Origin of the sequence: Streptomyces sp. cmx-4-9, assembly GCF_046548835.1 — a bacterium.
Taxonomy (GTDB): domain Bacteria; phylum Actinomycetota; class Actinomycetes; order Streptomycetales; family Streptomycetaceae; genus Streptomyces.
Genome location: NZ_JAEBEE010000004.1, coordinates 352,383 through 367,964, shown reverse-complemented (window position 1 = coordinate 367,964; position 15,582 = coordinate 352,383). Strand labels below are relative to the sequence as shown.

Annotated in this window: 16 protein-coding genes and 1 tRNA gene; 9 read left to right on the top strand and 8 right to left on the bottom strand. The window is 73.4% G+C overall.

Annotation, left to right across the window (positions count from 1 at the left end; translation table 11 throughout):
• Positions 1-26 precede the first annotated feature (26 nt).
• Both ACLJTM_RS15350 and ACLJTM_RS15345 read left to right on the top strand, forming a co-directional pair.
• Entirely contained in the window at positions 27-1,253 is a 1,227-nt protein-coding gene (locus tag ACLJTM_RS15350; protein ID WP_411104107.1) for a Gfo/Idh/MocA family protein, read from the top strand.
• Positions 1,254-1,265: 12 nt separating this feature from the next.
• A complete protein-coding gene (locus tag ACLJTM_RS15345) occupies positions 1,266-2,288 on the top strand; it encodes a sugar phosphate isomerase/epimerase family protein (protein ID WP_411104106.1) in 1,023 nt (340 codons plus the stop codon).
• A 100-nt stretch (positions 2,289-2,388) separates the two neighbouring features.
• On the opposite strand, the gene ACLJTM_RS15340 is transcribed toward ACLJTM_RS15345, so the two are convergent.
• The 4 genes from ACLJTM_RS15340 to ACLJTM_RS15325 form a co-directional block, all read right to left on the bottom strand.
• Positions 2,389-3,171 (bottom strand): lysophospholipid acyltransferase family protein, encoded by a 783-nt coding sequence (locus ACLJTM_RS15340; protein ID WP_411104105.1) that lies wholly within the window; start codon positions 3,169-3,171, stop codon positions 2,389-2,391.
• A 174-nt stretch (positions 3,172-3,345) separates the two neighbouring features.
• Positions 3,346-4,788, bottom strand: coding sequence for a hypothetical protein (locus ACLJTM_RS15335; RefSeq protein ID WP_411104104.1), 1,443 nt, complete (start codon positions 4,786-4,788; stop codon positions 3,346-3,348).
• Positions 4,789-4,870: 82 nt separating this feature from the next.
• Positions 4,871-6,325 carry a lipase family protein gene (locus ACLJTM_RS15330; protein WP_411104103.1) on the bottom strand — a complete coding sequence of 485 codons (1,455 nt, stop codon included), beginning with the start codon at positions 6,323-6,325 and terminating at the stop codon, positions 4,871-4,873.
• Between the two features lie 363 nt (positions 6,326-6,688).
• The gene (locus ACLJTM_RS15325; protein ID WP_411104102.1) at positions 6,689-6,946 is read right to left on the bottom strand and encodes a WhiB family transcriptional regulator; all 258 of its coding nucleotides are present in this window, start codon (positions 6,944-6,946) and stop codon (positions 6,689-6,691) included.
• A gap of 148 nt (positions 6,947-7,094) precedes the next feature.
• On the opposite strand from ACLJTM_RS15325, the gene ACLJTM_RS15320 reads away from it, so the two are divergent.
• Both ACLJTM_RS15320 and ACLJTM_RS15315 read left to right on the top strand, forming a co-directional pair.
• Positions 7,095-7,370, top strand: coding sequence for a hypothetical protein (locus ACLJTM_RS15320; RefSeq protein WP_411104101.1), 276 nt, complete (start codon positions 7,095-7,097; stop codon positions 7,368-7,370).
• 269 nt (positions 7,371-7,639) lie between these two features.
• Complete coding sequence (locus ACLJTM_RS15315) at positions 7,640-8,146, top strand: C40 family peptidase (RefSeq protein ID WP_411104100.1); 507 nt, start codon at positions 7,640-7,642, stop codon at positions 8,144-8,146.
• Positions 8,147-8,262: 116 nt separating this feature from the next.
• On the opposite strand, the gene ACLJTM_RS15310 is transcribed toward ACLJTM_RS15315, so the two are convergent.
• Entirely contained in the window at positions 8,263-9,477 is a 1,215-nt protein-coding gene (locus tag ACLJTM_RS15310) for a serine hydrolase domain-containing protein (RefSeq protein ID WP_411104099.1), read from the bottom strand.
• 126 nt (positions 9,478-9,603) lie between these two features.
• Here ACLJTM_RS15310 and ACLJTM_RS15305 point away from each other — a divergent pair, with 126 nt between their 5' ends.
• The 3 genes from ACLJTM_RS15305 (at position 9,604) to ACLJTM_RS15295 (ending at position 11,253) form a co-directional block, all read left to right on the top strand.
• Positions 9,604-10,620: a zinc-binding dehydrogenase gene (locus tag ACLJTM_RS15305; protein ID WP_411104098.1), complete on the top strand. Its 1,017-nt coding sequence runs from the start codon at positions 9,604-9,606 to the stop codon at positions 10,618-10,620.
• A 227-nt stretch (positions 10,621-10,847) separates the two neighbouring features.
• Entirely contained in the window at positions 10,848-11,114 is a 267-nt protein-coding gene (locus tag ACLJTM_RS15300) for a hypothetical protein (RefSeq protein ID WP_411104097.1), read from the top strand.
• A gap of 65 nt (positions 11,115-11,179) precedes the next feature.
• Positions 11,180-11,253 (top strand) — tRNA-Met (locus ACLJTM_RS15295).
• 102 nt (positions 11,254-11,355) lie between these two features.
• Here the strand turns inward: ACLJTM_RS15295 and ACLJTM_RS15290 are convergent.
• Positions 11,356-12,552 carry a serine hydrolase domain-containing protein gene (locus ACLJTM_RS15290; protein ID WP_411104095.1) on the bottom strand — a complete coding sequence of 399 codons (1,197 nt, stop codon included), beginning with the start codon at positions 12,550-12,552 and terminating at the stop codon, positions 11,356-11,358.
• 243 nt (positions 12,553-12,795) lie between these two features.
• Here ACLJTM_RS15290 and ACLJTM_RS15285 point away from each other — a divergent pair, with 243 nt between their 5' ends.
• Together ACLJTM_RS15285 and ACLJTM_RS15280 are read left to right on the top strand one after the other, a co-directional pair.
• Entirely contained in the window at positions 12,796-13,335 is a 540-nt protein-coding gene (locus ACLJTM_RS15285) for an HAD domain-containing protein (RefSeq protein WP_411104094.1), read from the top strand.
• A gap of 139 nt (positions 13,336-13,474) precedes the next feature.
• Positions 13,475-14,044 (top strand): hypothetical protein, encoded by a 570-nt coding sequence (locus ACLJTM_RS15280; protein ID WP_411104093.1) that lies wholly within the window; start codon positions 13,475-13,477, stop codon positions 14,042-14,044.
• Positions 14,045-14,126: 82 nt separating this feature from the next.
• Here the strand turns inward: ACLJTM_RS15280 and ACLJTM_RS15275 are convergent, their stop codons facing one another.
• Positions 14,127-14,393 (bottom strand): hypothetical protein, encoded by a 267-nt coding sequence (locus ACLJTM_RS15275; RefSeq protein ID WP_411104092.1) that lies wholly within the window; start codon positions 14,391-14,393, stop codon positions 14,127-14,129.
• Between the two features lie 419 nt (positions 14,394-14,812).
• On the bottom strand, positions 14,813-15,496 hold the full coding sequence (locus ACLJTM_RS15270) for a VanZ family protein (RefSeq protein ID WP_411104325.1): 684 nt from the start codon (positions 15,494-15,496) through the stop codon (positions 14,813-14,815).
• Positions 15,497-15,582 lie beyond the last annotated feature (86 nt).

The following is a 15,582-nucleotide window of genomic DNA, read 5'->3' as shown; positions in this document are numbered from 1 at the left end:
CGCGCAACCGACGAGGAGGAAAGCGTATGGCCGGTATGGAACCGACGGACGGCGACGCAGCCGGGGCATCCCCGCGGCCGGTGCCGACACTCGGCGTCGGCATGGTCGGATACGCGTTCATGGGAGCCGCGCACTCCCAGGGCTGGCGCACCGTGGGTCGGGTCTTCGACCTGCCGCTGCGGCCGGTCCTCGCCGCGATCGGCGGCCGCGACCCGGCTGCCGTCCGGGCGGCCGCGCAGCAGCACGGCTGGGCGGCCGCGGAGACCGACTGGCGGGCCCTCATCGCACGCGACGATGTGCAGCTCGTCGACATCTGCACCCCGGGCGACAGCCATGCGGAGATCGCCGTCGCGGCGTTGGCGGCGGGCAAGCACGTCCTGTGCGAGAAGCCGCTGGCCAATTCGGTCGCCGAGGCCGAGGCCATGGCCGCCGCGGCCGAGGCGGCCGCGGCGCGGGGGCAGGTGGCGATGGTCGGCTTCAACTACCGGCGCCTGCCCGCCATGGCGTACGCCCGGCGGCTGGTCGCCGACGGCCGGCTCGGCGCGCTGCGCCACGTACGGGTCACCTACCTGCAGGACTGGCTCGTCGACCCGGAGTTCCCGCTGACCTGGCGGCTGCAACGCGAGCACGCGGGGTCGGGGGCGCTCGGCGATCTGGGGGCGCACGCCGTGGACCTTGCGCAGTACGTGACCGGGGAGGCGCTGGTGGGGGTGTCCGCGCTCACCGAGACCTTCGTCCGGGAGCGTCCGCTGCCCGCCGGCGCCGCCACGGAGTCCGCGGCGTACGGGCCGGGCCGCCGGGGCCGGGTCACCGTGGACGACGCCGCGCTGTTCACGGCGCGGTTCACGTCCGGGGCGCTGGCCTCGTTCGAGGCGACGCGGATGGCGGCGGGCCGTAAGAACGCCCTGCGGCTGGAGGTCAACGGGGAGCGCGGCTCGCTCGCCTTCGATCTGGAGCGGCTCAACGAGCTGTCCTTCCACGACCACACCGAGCCCGCCGTGTCGGCCGGCTTCCGCCGGATCCTGGTCACCGAGCCCGGCCATCCGTACCTGCAGGCCTGGTGGCCTCCCGGCCACGCCCTCGGCTACGAGCACACCTTCGTGCACCAAGCGCACGACCTGGTACAGGCCGTCGCCGCGGGGAACACCGCGCCCTCCCCCTCCTTCGCCGAGGGACTGCAGGTCCAGCAGGTGCTGGCGGCGGTGGAGGAGAGCGCCGCGAAGAACGCCGTCTACACGCCCGTCGCCGACTGAGGAGTTCCCGCCGTGCCACGTCCTTTCACCCTCTTCACCGGCCAGTGGGCCGACCTGCCCCTGGAGGAGGTCTGCCGACTGGCCCGCGACTTCGGCTACGACGGGCTCGAACTCGCCTGTTGGGGCGACCACTTCGAGGTCGACAAGGCACTCGCCGACCCTGCCTATCTGCGCGGGCGGCGGGAGCTGCTCGACACCTACGGTCTGGAGTGCTGGGCGGTCTCCAACCATCTCGTCGGTCAGGCCGTCTGCGACCACCCCATCGACGAGCGGCACCGGGCGATCGTGCCCACCCGGGTGTGGGGGGACGGAGAGCCGGAGGGGGTGCGGCAGCGGGCCGCCCGGGAGCTGGCGGACACCGCGCGGGCGGCGGCCGCCTTCGGCGTCCGTACCGTCGTCGGGTTCACCGGATCCTCGATCTGGCACCTGGTCGCCATGTTCCCGCCGGTGCCCGAGCACATGATCGAGCGCGGCTACGAGGACTTCGCCGAACGGTGGAACCCCGTGCTGGACGTCTTCGACGCGGAGGGGGTGCGGTTCGCCCACGAGGTCCACCCCAGCGAGATCGCGTACGACTACTGGACCACGCAGCGGGCCCTGGAGGCGGTCGGGCACCGGCCCGCATTCGGGCTGAACTTCGATCCGAGCCATTTCGTGTGGCAGGACCTCGACCCGGTCGGCTTCCTGTACGACTTCCGGGACCGGATCTACCACGTGGACTGCAAGGAGGCGCGCAAGAGGCTCGACGGCCGCAACGGCCGCCTCGGCTCGCACCTCCCCTGGGGGGATCCGCGGCGCGGCTGGGACTTCGTCTCGGCCGGGCACGGGGACGTGCCGTGGGAGGACGTGTTCCGGATGCTGCGCTCGATCGGCTACGACGGCCCGGTGTCGGTCGAGTGGGAGGACGCCGGCATGAACCGGCTGGCGGGCGCACCGGAAGCGCTCGCGACGCTCAAGCGGTACGACTTCGACCCGCCGGCGTCCTCGTTCGACGCCGCGTTCCACAGCGCCGTCCCCGACTCCGGACCAGCCTAGGACGGGCGGCGGGTGGGCGGGAGGGGCGGCCGGCCGGTCGGGCGCCCTGCCGCAGGGGGCCGAGCGGGGTGGCGCAGGCGAACTCCGCGGGACACCGTGGTCAGTCGAAGAGGCTTTCCCGTTCGGCCAGTTCGCGGTCGATCAGCTCCTGGACCGCGTACCGCGTCCTCTCGCTGAGCTGCCGTGCCGCGTCCCGGCGGGCGGCCAGGCCCTCGGGCCGGGCCGGCGCCGGGATGGGCTCCCCGACGGTGATGGTCCAGTTCGACGGCAGCGGGAACGGCGTGGTGACCGGGAAGTACGGGACCCCGAGGAGCCGGGCCAGGGTGGGCACCTCGCCGAGCTTGGGGCACGCCTCCTCCGCTCCGACGATGCCGACCGGCACCACGGGGGCGCCCGAGCGGATCGCGGCGACCGCGAAGCCCGGGCTGAAGGAGCGCAGCCGGTACCGCTCGGTGAACGGCTTCTCCAGACCGGCGATGCCCTCCGGGTACACCCCGACGAGCTTTCCCGCGTTGAGCTGGTCGACGCCCGCCGTGGGGCCGATCGGGAGTGCGCCGTGGCGGCGCGCGTGGCGGCCCAGGATGGGGGTGCGGAAGACGAAGGGGGCCGCCAGGAAGCGTACGCGCCGGTCCAGTGCCCGGCCCAGGACCTTGTCCAGGACGAACGCGTCGAGGCCCCAGGCGCCGGAGTGGTTGACGGCGATCACGGCCGGGCCCTCGGCGGGGATGTTCTCCAGGCCGAGGGCGACCACCCGGAAGTAGTCGTCGACGAGCCATTCCAGGAGGCGGTCCCATGCCACTCCCCCGGCTTCGCCGAGCAGGCGCCGGGCAGAGCCGAACTCGGCTCCGGTCGCCCTGATGATCTCGGCCACGTTGTCCCTCACGGGGACCTCACTCTCGCATCGCACGTCACTCGACGGGATGTCGACGGATATGTCGACGGGACGGTTCTGCCGGTTCAACGCCCGCGCGGGCTGTTGATCACGGCTGGCCGGGACGGAACGTACCGAGGCGTCCGCCCCGTGGACGCAGGAGCGGACGCCTCGTGCGCGGCCGGGTCAGTCGGAGAGCCGCCGCGCGGCGCGCCGTACGTCGGCAGCCGCGTTCGCACAGCGGTCGGCGTGCGCGAGGAGGGTCATGCGGAACCGCTCGCCGGTCTCGTTCCCGTTCCATCCGGGATCGGCGGCGCAGGCCGACAGCCGCTGCGCGTGCAGTTCGAGCCGGTCCGCGTCGGCCTGGCCCCGCGCCCCGTGCGCGGTATGCGGGCCGCCGTGCCCGAGCGGTACCCCGCAGGGGGCGTCGGACGCGGTGAGGGTGACGGTCAGGGTCCGGGGGTCGAGGGTGTCCGGCAACCGTTCCGCGGCGCACCGCGGAGCGACGAGGAGGGGTCGCATCCCCGTCGTGGCCATGCGGACGACCTCCCGGCCGACCAGGGCGGCGAACCGCGCGGTGCCGCAGCCGGAGGGGCTGCCGCACAGCGCCCACGCCGGGTCGGTCCGCTCACCCGGTGCGTGCTGCGCCCACAACTGCCCGTCGTGGAGGATCTCGTCCCCCGGGGCGAGCGGGGGCCGGTCCTGCCCACCGAACGCTGCACGCACCGGGTGGACCACCGTGGCGAGCGGGGGGTAGCGCGTCAACGCCAGCTCCATGGCCGCCTCCGGCGAGGCCGTGGGCGGGGTCGCGGGGGCGGCTCCCGCGGCGAGCAGGGCCAGGGCCTGCAGCGCCGACACGCTGGTGGCCGTCGACACCAGGGCCAGTGCGTGCGCGACCACCAGGTCGGCCTGCTCGGCGTCCTCGGCGTCGGCGGCCAGTCGGCCGGCCAGGGAGGCCGGGTCGGGCTCGGCGAGGTAGGGGGCCAGGCGCCGGCGTACGGCCGCGGTCCGCTCCTCGTGGGTACGGCTGCCCGCGGCGGCGGCCGCCGCCGTGACGATCTCGCTCAGGAGGGAGTCCTCGGTGGCTGCGGCGCCCACCACGACGCGACGGCTCAGCCGCAGCATGCCGGCGTGCCAGTGGTCGCGGTCCAGGGTGCCGTCCTCACGGCGGGCTCCCAGGACGGGCAGCAGGTGCTCGGTCACCTGGGCGGCGAGGAGGTCGAGTTCGTCCTCCGTGAGCGCGTCGGGCGCTGTGGTCGGCAGTGCGTGCGGGGACAGGCCGCGGCGGCTCCCGTCGGCGGCGAGGGCGTACGGGCTGCCCAGCGCGCCTGCACCGTCGGCGGCGGCCAGCAGGCTCTCGGCATCCGCCCGGTCCGCCGGCACGAGGAAGGTGCCGTAGGGCGTGCGCAGCCGCGCCGGCCGGCCGTGCCGGTGACGCTGGAGGTGGGCCATCAGGCGGTGGGTGAGGCCTTCGCGGGTCAGCGCGTCCAGTCCCAGCGTGCGCGTCGGCAGGTCCGCCCAGGGCAGGCGACGGGCCGCCAGCGCGGCGCTGAACAGGATGTTCTCCAGCGGCGAGGCCGTCTCACGGCGCAGAGCGGTCGCGGATGGACCGTCGTGACGGGTGGTCATCGGTGGTGTCTCCCTCGTGGTCACAGGTCACGGTGTGCGGGTACCGGGCCCTGATGTGTGCCTGCCGGGCCGGTGGCGCGGGTCACTTGTCGCGCAGCATGTACGGCTGGTTCCCGACGACCTCGCCGTCGTAGGCCGCGATCAGTGCGTTCACCCGGTCCCGGTGGTGCGCCATCTCCCCGCGCAGGGTGTCGGAATAGGCCTGCGGGGCGTGCGACAGCGGGTAGTCGTAGGACTCGTCCAGCCAGGTCAGTTCGACCCAGTCGGCGGGGACGTCGTGGGGGGAGGCCGGTCCGCGTCCGTCGAGCATGGGGATCACATCGTGCTTGTTGACCAGGCTGATGACCTGCGTGGTGTGGTCGGCGGGGCGCTTGTTGTCGATGGGAGAGCCGAGGGTGACCACGTGGGTGATCCGGTAGGTGGAGGCGAGGTCCACGTCCATCGCCAGGTTCATGGCCGTCAGCCCGCCCAGGCTGTGGCCGACGAACATGAGCTCCGAACCGGCCGGCACCCCGGCCCGGCGCAGCAGTTGCCGTGCGGCGCGCGTGTAGGTCGTGTCGGAGCGCAGGCAGCCGTCGAAGGCGCCGATCAGGTCTTGCGGGGTGCTGTTGCTCGGCAGTCCGAAGCTCGTACCGGGCAGCAGGAGCACGTACCGGTCGAGGCCGTCGGCGCCCCGTACGCGGCGCAGCAGGACCAGCCCGTGGTTGCCGAGGGTGCCGATGTCGTTGATGTAGCTGACGATGTCGTTGCAGGAGGACCGCAGGACCTTCGCCAGGATGGAGTCCGGTTCGACCCGCTCCGCGCGTCCCGGACCCGGGTTGAGGTGGCGGAGCACCGAACTGGGCAGCCCGAAGAAGGGGTCCGTGTCCGGTACCCCTCCGGCCAGGGTCACCCAGGAGAAGCTGTCGTTGACGGGGTTCTCGTCGAGCAGCCCCAGCAACGCCAGCAGCTCCATGATCACGGGGCTGACGGTGGTCAGGGCCCGGGTCACGCCCAGCCGCTCCACCAGCGCGTGCAGGGCCCGCAGCGCTTCCCAGCGGTTTCCGTCCACCATGGCGTCGGTGAGACGTCGGGCCAGGGGGGAGGTGAGGTTCGGGTGCTCGACGGCGGCCGCTTCGATGCGCAGGGCGAAGGCGTCCACGGCCATGGCCACGGCGGCCGGACGCCGGTACGTCATGTTCCCGGCCATCCGGGCCAGTTCCCCGGCGAATCCGCCGTTGGGGCCGAAGCCGAGTCCTGACGGGCTGGTCAGGGCCTTGGCGCAGGACAAGGCTGCACCGAACGCCCACTCGGGGCGGCGCAGGGCGCGCAGCCCGAGCCGCCAGCTGGTCAGGGCTCCCGTCAGTTCCGCGCCGGCCTGCTTGGCGGCGAGGGCCGCGTCCGCCAGCAATACGGAGGCCGCGATCAGGAGTTCGGCGTCCGGCCGCGCCGCCGCGGGCCCCGACGGTCCGGCCATCGCGGGGGGCGAGTCGGCGGCCGGCCTGCTCTGGCCCGGAATGGGCTGGGCTGTTTCGTCGACCACCTGATGGGACGTCACGGTCTCCCTCTCGTCGCTGTGCGGCCGCGTCACCGCCCGGGCCGATTCCGCCAGGCATCGTGACATCCGGAGTGATCCACTCCGTACAGCGTCGAGGTGTGCCGGAGGCCCTGGGCGTCTCCGGCGGCCCCTGGCCGACTCGGCCGAACGGGGTCGGGCCGTGATGCGCCGGGGTGCGGGGCAGGTGCGGTCCGGCGGACCGGCCGCGCCGATCCTCCGGTCACAGGAGGGTGAGGGCGGGGCGCCGTCGTTGACGTCGACCGGCTCTGACCTCCGCGAGGGGCAGCGTCAGGCGGGGAGACGGTCAGTCGAGGGGTCGGTGGCCGGGGAGCCGGCCGGCCGGCCGGTCGGCCGGGGAGCGGCTCAGGCTTCCTGGCGGGCTCGGATGGTCCTGGCCGTCCGGCGCTTGACGGCGCGCCGCTCCTCCTCGGTGAGGCCGCCGCACACGCCCATGTCGTTGCCCTGCTCCAGGGCCCACTTCAGGCAGTCGTCCAGGACCGGGCACGCACGGCACACCGCCTTCGCCCGCTCGACCTGGAGCAGCCCCGGGCCTCCGCTGCCGATGGGGAAGAACAGGTCCGGGTCCACCTGCGTGCAGGCGGCCGCGTGACGCCAGTCCATGTCGTGACTCCGTTCGCTTCGCCGGATGCTTCTCCGCTCGCCTGACCGCAATCAGCGGTTGTATGCGGCCGGGACGGCATGCATCGGCCTTTCCGAATCAATGGGCGCCACTTCCGTTCAGCGCACGCCATCGGGGTAAGCGGGCCGCATGTTCAGGCATCGACGCGTTCGTACGGCTGTTGTTCTCGTGGTCAGTTGGGTGGCATTGACGGGTGTCGAGCGCTGGGGTGAGCACGCACCCTGGCGGTCGGCCCTGCTCAGTGGGCTGTTGTGGGCGGGTGTGGTCACCGGCGCCTGGTGGTTCGCCGAATGGACGCAGGTGGGGCGGCCCCGGGCGGCGCAGTACGTGGACGGGGCGCGCACCCCGGTCCCGCCCTCCCGCTCCTCCGCGGTGGCGGACGACCAGACACCGGCTGGCCAGTGACAGAGGGTGAAGGTCTGACATAGGGCGCGGGAGCACAGGAGTCCGAGCGGGGTGGAATCGTCTGCGGACGGGCCTCGACCAGGGCTTTTCCGCATTGCGTGGAACTTTTTGCAGAATCGATACCTATCGACCCATGTCCTCAACGGAATTCGGGACGAGGTCGGGGAAAATTGTCGGCCGTTGCGCACCCTTGCCGGCACCCGAGAAAGCAGGACCCGACCAGGTATCCGATCGGCCGACAGTTCCATCCGAAACGCGGAGGTATTGCGATGTCCATCTGCAGGAGCGACTCCCCGACAGCCAGACGGGTTCACCGAGTTGTCCGACGCACCACCGGATTCCGTCCCCCTCGCCTCTTTCTGCTCCTCTGTCTGCTCTCGGCAGGCCCCCTGGCCGGCCCGGTGTCCCCGGCCGGCGCGGCCACTTCACTCGGGGCAAAAGCCGTGGCCGTGGCCGCTTCCAAGGAAGGCGCCCCTTATGCGCGCGGTGCCACCGGGCCGAGAAGGTTCGACTGCTCGGGCCTGATGCTGTATTCCTTCCGGAAGGCGGGCAAAATGCTTCCCCGTACCGCCGAGCAGCAGTACGAGCACACTTCTCACGTGTCCCGCGACAAACGCGCATTGGGTGACCTGGTGTTCTTCGCGCAGGGCTCCACCGTGGAGCACGTGGGAATCTACGCGGGCGACAACAAGATCTGGCATGCCCCCCGGCCGGGGACGAAAGTCCGGTTGGAACGCATCTGGAGCAAGGACGTCCGTTACGGCCGGACCCGTTGACCGCACCGCCGCTCGCCGGTGGCCGGCCGTTCGGCGGGGAGGCGGACGCCGGCGTAAGGCCGGCAGGGGTTCGACGGGCAGGGGTACGACCGGCACGTGCGGCGGAGAGCGTACGGTCAGCGCATCGTCAGGACGTGATCCGGAGCCAGGGCGGCGCTGATGCGTTCGGCGATGGTCTCCGCGGAATTGTGCTCAGGGCTCTTGGGCCCCTTGGTCACGGTCACCGCGATCGACAGGTGCTGCGACGGCAGGTAGGCCTGGATCGCGGCGTAGCCGCCGAACGACGGGTTCGTCAGGATCCAGTCGTCCACGACGATCACCCCGAGGCCGAAGTGGCGGGCCTCGGTGTTGGCGAGGCAGACCGAGGCCGCACAGGTGGACGTCGCGTGCCCCAGACCGACGGTGCCCGGGTTCAGCTGGGTCCGGAAGGACTGGCCCGAGAGCAGCTCACCGGTCCCGATGGCACGGGCGGACCGTTCGAGGTCGCAGATGTCCTGGACGAGCACCGCGCCGGGTGCGGTGGTCCACGAGGGGTTCCAGAAGGTGGCCTCCTCATAGGTGCCGCGGTCGCTGCTGAAGGAGTGCAGCACGGGGTCCGGGATCTGCGGCGTGGACTGGTTGCCGGTCTGGTCCAGCCCGAGCGGGCGGTACACGCGCTCGGTGAGCAGCCGGTTCAGGGAGAGGCCGCTGATCTTCTCCAGGGCGGCGCCGAGGAGTTGGAAATTGGCGTGTGAATAGCTCCAGTTGGTGCCCGGCTCGTACCAGAGGGGGTGCGCTGCGGCGATCGCGATGACCTCGTCCGGTGTCCACTGGCGAAAGGGTGCGGCCTCGAACTCGGCGAGGAACTTCGGGTCGGTGACGTAGTCGTGGAGGCCCGAGGTGGAACTGCCGAGCATCCGCAGGGTGATCTCCGAGGCGTGCGGCGCCTCGGGCAGCCAGCGGGACACCGGATCGTCGAGGGAGGCCTTGCCTTCCTCGACGAGCTGGAGCAGGACGGCGCCCATGTAGACGATGGCCACGGAACCGGTCCGGAAGTGCATCGAGGGATCCGCCGCCACCCCCGTCATCGATTCGCCCCGGGATGCGGTGACCACCTCCCGGCCCCGGGAGGAGACCCGCAGGGTCACCGCGTTCAGACCGAGTTCCCGGCGGGCCCGCTCGGCGATGTCGAGGACCTGCCGCGCCGGGCCCCGGGCGGGGCCGGCAGAGCTGACGCAGGTCTGCGAGGACGGCCCGGCGGCGGATTCCGTGAGCGCGGGCGTCCCCGCAGCCGGCAGGAGCGCGGCCGCCAGGCCGGCAAGCGAGAGGAAGACCGTACGGGTGCACCTCATGCGGTCAGTGTGGGCCGATGCGGCACGGTGCGCATGTCGCGGGCGCAGGGCCCCGGGCCGGCCGGGAAGCCGAGGTCTGACGTGATCACTTGACCTCAACCGCGCTTGAGGGCGGAGGGTGAGGGCATGGCCGCCGGGGAGTCCGGCAGCCGCAGCGGAGGGGTGGTCGGCGTGCGCGCGACACAAGTGATCGAATTCGGTGGACCTCGGGTACTGGTTCCCGCCGAGGTGGACGAGCCGGTGGCGGGCCCCGGCCAGGTGCTGGTCGCCGTGGCCGCCGTGGACACGCTCTTCGTGGAGACACAGGTGCGCAGCGGCTGGGGTCGGGCGTTCTTCCCGGTCGTCCCGCCGTACGTCCCGGGCGGCGGCATGGCCGGTACGGTCCGTGCGACCGGCGAGGGAGTCGACCGGGCGTGGACGGGGCGGCGTGTCGTGGCGTCCATCGGATTCACCGGCGGCTACGCGGAGCTGGCGGTGGCGCCGGTCGAGGCATTGGCCGTCGTACCCCCCGAGGTCTCCCTCACCGATGCCGCGGCCCTGGTGCACGACGGCGCGACAGCGGCCAAGCTGCTCGGGGCCACCGCGCTCGCGCCGGGCGAGCGGGTGCTGGTCACGGGCGCTTCGGGCGGCATGGGGACCGTACTCGTCCAGCTGGCGAAGGCGGCGGGCGCCACCGTCGTCGGTGTCGCCCGCGGTGACCGCAAGACCGCCCTGGTACGGGAGCTGGGTGCGGACGCCGTGGTCGACGCGACCGTGCCCGACTGGGTGGAGCAGGCCCGCCGGGCGCTCGGTGGCGGGGGCGCGGAGGTCGTACTGGACGGGGTGGGCGGCGAGGTCGGCCTCGCCGCGTTCTCCCTGGTCGCCGACGGCGGCCGGTTCTCGGCCCACGGGGCACCGACGGGCGGCTTCGCCGCGGTGGACCCGGCGCAGGCGGCGGCCCGCGGGGTCCGGCTGCTCGGCATCGGAGACGTCCGGCTGTCCGACAGCGAGCATGCCGGGCTCGTCGCGCAGGCCCTTCGCGCGACGGCGCATGGCGTCCTGCGGCCGGTGATCGGCGGCACCTTCCCGCTCGACCGCGCCGCGTCGGCGCACGAGGCGATCGAATCCCGGGAGCTCCTCGGCAAGGCGGTGATCACGGTCTGACGACGGTGCGTGCCCCGCACCCGGGCCCCCGCCCCGGGTCCCCGTGCGCCCGGCGCGCCCTCCAGCGGTCCCCGGACGCGGCGCGGCGCGCCGGCGGCGCCCGTCGAGGTCGGGAAGTACCGACGATCAAACCCGCAGTGATCGACGCGGACCGCCCGAGCGGGGAAGATGTCGCCAACCGGTGAGCGCATCGCCCCGTCGGATGTGCTCGGGATGAGGTGGGCGCAGTGAACCCCTGGGAACCCAACGAGTCGATGCCCGTACGGCGGGCGGTCGACGGCCAGCTGTACTTCGCCGCGACCGACGTCACCGGCATGCTGCGTGACATCGCCGGCGCGATCACCCTCCATGCCCACGACGGAGACCTCACCTGGACCAGCGAAGGCGAAGCGGCCGTGCCCCTGGACGCCGCGACCATGCGGACCGTCGCGCGCATCCTCTCCGCGCAGGCCGACCAGCTCGACATCCAGCTCATCGCCATCGCCGGGCAGTGAGCGGGACCGCGGTTCCGTGCGTGGTGAAGGGCGGACTGCGGGTGCCGTACAGTGGTGTCCACCGACGCGGGGTGGAGCAGCTCGGTAGCTCGCTGGGCTCATAACCCAGAGGTCGCAGGTTCAAATCCTGTCCCCGCTACTCACCGGAAGGGCCCGATCCTGATCAGGATCGGGCCCTTTCGCCATGTCCGCCTGCGTGGCGCCTGCGTGGCGCCTGGGCGGGGTCCGTAGGAGTTGCGGGTCAGTGGTCCTTCAGCAGGGCGCAGGCGAAGTTCTCCTGGACCGTGCGCAGCCGCGCGAGCAGGGCGGGCTTGTTGCTCTTGCTGGTCTGGGTGGTGAGGGAGAAGGTCAGCGACCGTGTGCCGTCGGGGGTGGTGGCGGCGAGCTGGGTGTAGCCGGGGAAGTTTCCGGTGTGGCCGTAGAGCACGCCGCAGCGGGTCGTGTACTGGAAGAGGGCGAGGCCGGCGGCGTTGGTTCCGGGGCCGGCCGGTTCGGAGGATCCGCCGGGAAGGAAGGTGAGCTGCTCCTTGCGGGTCTTCTCCGACAGCAGACCGGGTCCGCCGTAGCCGCGGATGAAGGCGCCCAGCTCCCGGGGCGTGGAGATGATGCCTCCGGAGGCCCAGACGCCGGAGGCCCCGAGGGCCTCGCTGACGTCCTCGGGTGCGGCGGGCGGTACCACGTCGTAGCCGTGGAGGTAGGGCCGCGGGAGGCGGTAGCCCAGGGGCAGGCTGGTGCGGCGCAGGCCCAGCGGGCGGTACACGAGCTCCTTGAGCAGGTCCTCGTAGCGGCGTCCGGTGACGGCTTCGGTCATGAGGGCGACGGCGATGTTGTCGGAGTTCGAGTATGCGTACAGGGAGCCGGGGCGGAAGTGCAGCGGTTCGTCGGCCACGAAGTCGAGGAGGCCGCGCGGGTCGAAGACGTGGCGGGGGTCGGCGGTGAGGATGTCCACGAACTCCGGGTCCGCCGTGTAGTCGGGCAGACCGCTGGTGTGCTGGAGGAGCTGACGCAGGGTCACCGCGTGCCAGGCGGCGGGCTGCTGGGGCAGGCGCTTGCCGATGGTGTCGTCAAGGGAGAGGGCGCCCTGGTCGACCAGTTGGAGGGCGACGGCCCCGCTGAAGGCCTTGCTGATGCTGGCGATGCGCATGTGGTCGTCCGGGCGCGGAGGGCGGCCGGTCCCGATGTCACCGACGCCGGCGGTGTACACCTCCGTGCGGTCGCCACGGGTCAGCAGGGCGATCGCGCCGGGCGGGCCGTCGTCCTGGGCCACGAGCCGCTCAAGCTGCTGCTGGAGGCGCCGTTCGTGGGGCGGGCGGCCGCCGGCCGGGCCGGGGTCGGCCGCCGCCTGCGCGGGCTGGAGCAGCCCGCCGAGTGCGGCGGCGGTCAGGGCGGCGGCGGAGAGTCCGGTGCGGAGTCGGCTTCCGCGGGCGCGGGTCAGCACGTGCGTGTCTCCCGGGGTGCGGCGGGGCGGCCGGGGTCGGCGACACCGGCCGGTGCACCTGCCTGCCTAGCAGGCCGCGCGCGCCGTGGGCGCCGCGGCGCGCGCCGCCACCCCCGGTCGGCGGACATGCCGCCGCCCCGCGGGGCGGCGTGTCGCGGGGCGGCGTGTCGCGGGGCGGGCGGAGCATCGGCCTGGCGGGCTGCCCGGGCGCATTCCGTCCTGCCGGGTCGTTAGGGTGCTGCCATGACCGGATCCGTGCCGCCGCGTCCGCTGCTGTTCCTCGACGTCGATGGACCGCTCATCCCGTTCGGCGGGGAGGCGGGGCACCATCCGACGTATGCGGCCGGGCCGGATTCCGTCGCCGGGCCGGGTGCTGCCGGCGCGCATCCCCTGCTGGCCAGGATCGATCCCGCCCACGGAGCCCGGCTCGTGGCGCTCCCCTGCGAGGTGGTCTGGGCCACGACGTGGGGGGACGACGCGAACGCGTGCGTCGCGCCGCGTCTGGGCCTGCCGGAGCTGGAGGTGCTGTCCTGGCCCGAGGCGACGGCTGCGGACGAGGCACTGGACCTGCGCAACGGTCTGCACGCGAAGACGCGCCTGCTGATCGAGCGCGCCGCGGGGCGCCCCTTCGCCTGGGTCGACGACGAGATCACCGACCGCGACCGCGTCTGGGTCGCCGCCCACCATCCGGGCCCCGCCCTGCTGCACCGTGTCGATCCCCGGCGCGGTCTCACCGCCGCCGACTTCACGGCGCTCGACTCCTGGCTCCGGCAGCCGTCCTGAGCGTCGGGCGGGCACAGGCGGCCCGCGTCACCCGGCCGTACGGCCGCAGCGCCACACCGTCCCGACCGTGCCGTTGCGACCTTGCCGTCGTCCGGAAGCGGGGGGGGTGCGGCGGCGGAACGCGGCCTACGCTGACCGCATGGGCCACCAGGAAAGCCACGGCGCGGCCTCCGGATCGGATCGGGCCGGCGCCGGCGCGGACGCCTCGGCCGCCGAGGCGGGCCGGGGCGCGCGGGACGCCGTCGCCCGGCTGAAGGAGCGGCTGTACGCGACCATCACCATGATCTCCGTGGTGGTCGGTCTCGGCGTCTCCGCGCACGCGGATCCCGCCGGGGCGGCCGCCACGGTGCTGACCGCGGCCGTCGGGCTGTGGCTGGCCACGCTCGTCGCCGACCAGCAGGCCCATCGCGTGGTCCACGGCCGGCTGGCCTCGGGCAGGGAGCTGCGGCACATGCTGTGGGTCAGCAGCCCCCTGCTGCTGTCCGCGGTGGGTCCGCTGATCCTGATCGGATCTGCGGCCCTGGGGGCCATGGGCTTGCAGACGGCGTTGTACGCCGCCGCCGGGGTCAGCGTCGCGAGCCTGTTCGGCTGGGGCTGGTACGGCGGGGTCCGGATGGGCAGCGGAGCCCCTGTCGCCCTGCTGGCCGGCGCCCTCGACGCTGCGATCGGCCTGGCTGTCGCCCTGGTCAAGGCCGCCGCCGGCCACTGAACGGGCCCCGCCGCGCATCCGGCCGCGGCGGGGGCGCCGCGGCCGGGCGGGTGCCCCGCAGGGAGAAGAGCCGCCTGCCGGGTCAGGAACCGAACAGGCGCAGGACTCTCGGGGCGTGGGGCAGGTCTTCGGGGGTGGCGGCCGTACCGGACAGGGGCATCAGGGGGCCGTTGGCGCAGTCTCCGTAGTCCTGGTGGTCGATCTCCCAGTCGCGGTGGGCCGCAGCCTGGGTCACGGGCGACGAGGCGGTGGGGGCCGACGCCGCCGCGGCCGTCGCGGTGGCCGTACTGGAGGCGTACAGGGGCTGGCGGCAGGCCCGGCACCAGTAGAAGGACCGTCCTGCGTTCATGCCGCCCTCCCCAGGGGAGCGGCCGCTGCTGCACCGGTGGTCGGCGTCGGGTGGCATGGTGTGGGCGCCCAAAAGCGGAATCTGTGGTTCACATCAGCTGAAACGATCCGGCGGCACCCACGTCACCCCGCCCCGGCCTCCGATACGCCGAGGTCCTGGCGCATGGCGGTCCTCATCGCCCGGAGCAGCCCCCAGGCCTCGTGCTGGGCCCGGGCTGCCGCCTCCGGGGTCTCGTCGGGTCCGGGGGCGTTCCGTTCGAGGCGCTTGACCTGGCCCGTAACACCGCGTTCCAGGGTTCCCGCGACGCCTGCCACCGCGATGATCACCGAACCGCGTCCCACCGGCGCCCCGCCATGTTCTGCGCCCCGTGCCCGCCGCAGCAGGGCCCGGGGAGCACGTGTGCCGTTCCGCAGTGGCGTTCAGTCCACCGGGCTGCCGGCTCCGCGGGAGCGCAGGGCGCGCAGCCGGGTGGTCAGGGTGCGGCCCGGCGCCGGGGCGCTGGAGGCGCCCGCTCCGGCGGGGACGGCTTCGGGCGGGGAGACCACCGGGGCGACGGGCTCGCGGACCGTGCGCTCGCGGCGGGTCCAGCGGTGCCACCAGTGCCGGCGCCGCGGGTGGACGGCCCGGCCCATGCGACGGCCGAGGAAGAGGTAGCCGAGCAGGGCGCCGGCGGTGTTGAGGATGATGTCGTCGACGTCGAAGGCACGTCCGGCCACCAGGGCACCCTGGATCAGTTCCACGAGCGTCATCACCACGGCGGTCGGCACCGCCACCCGCAGCAGGCCGCGCGCCTGCGGCACGAGCACGGGGAGCAGCACACCGAAGGCGACGCCCAGCAGCAGGTTCCCGCCGAGCTGCTTCACGGCGTCCCGCGCGGACCCGCCGTTGAGGTAGGCCTCGATCGAGGCCCCCGGATGGACGTTGCTGTGCACGAGGTCGACGGAGGCCGCGGACGGTTCCAGCGTGACGCGGGCCAGTGCGATGCTGAACAGCACCATGCCGGCGAAGGCGGCCACCATGGCCAGGCCGCGTACCAGGGGGTGTACCGGCGGGCGCGCCGGATCCCGTACATCCCGAAGGGGTTCCTCCCGCCCCGGGGGCATGGGAGGGTTCTTGCGCTCGTCCATGGGTGCTCCTCCTGGAACCTGTCGACTCCTGGCGGCCCGCATACCCCCCGATGCCGCGCCCA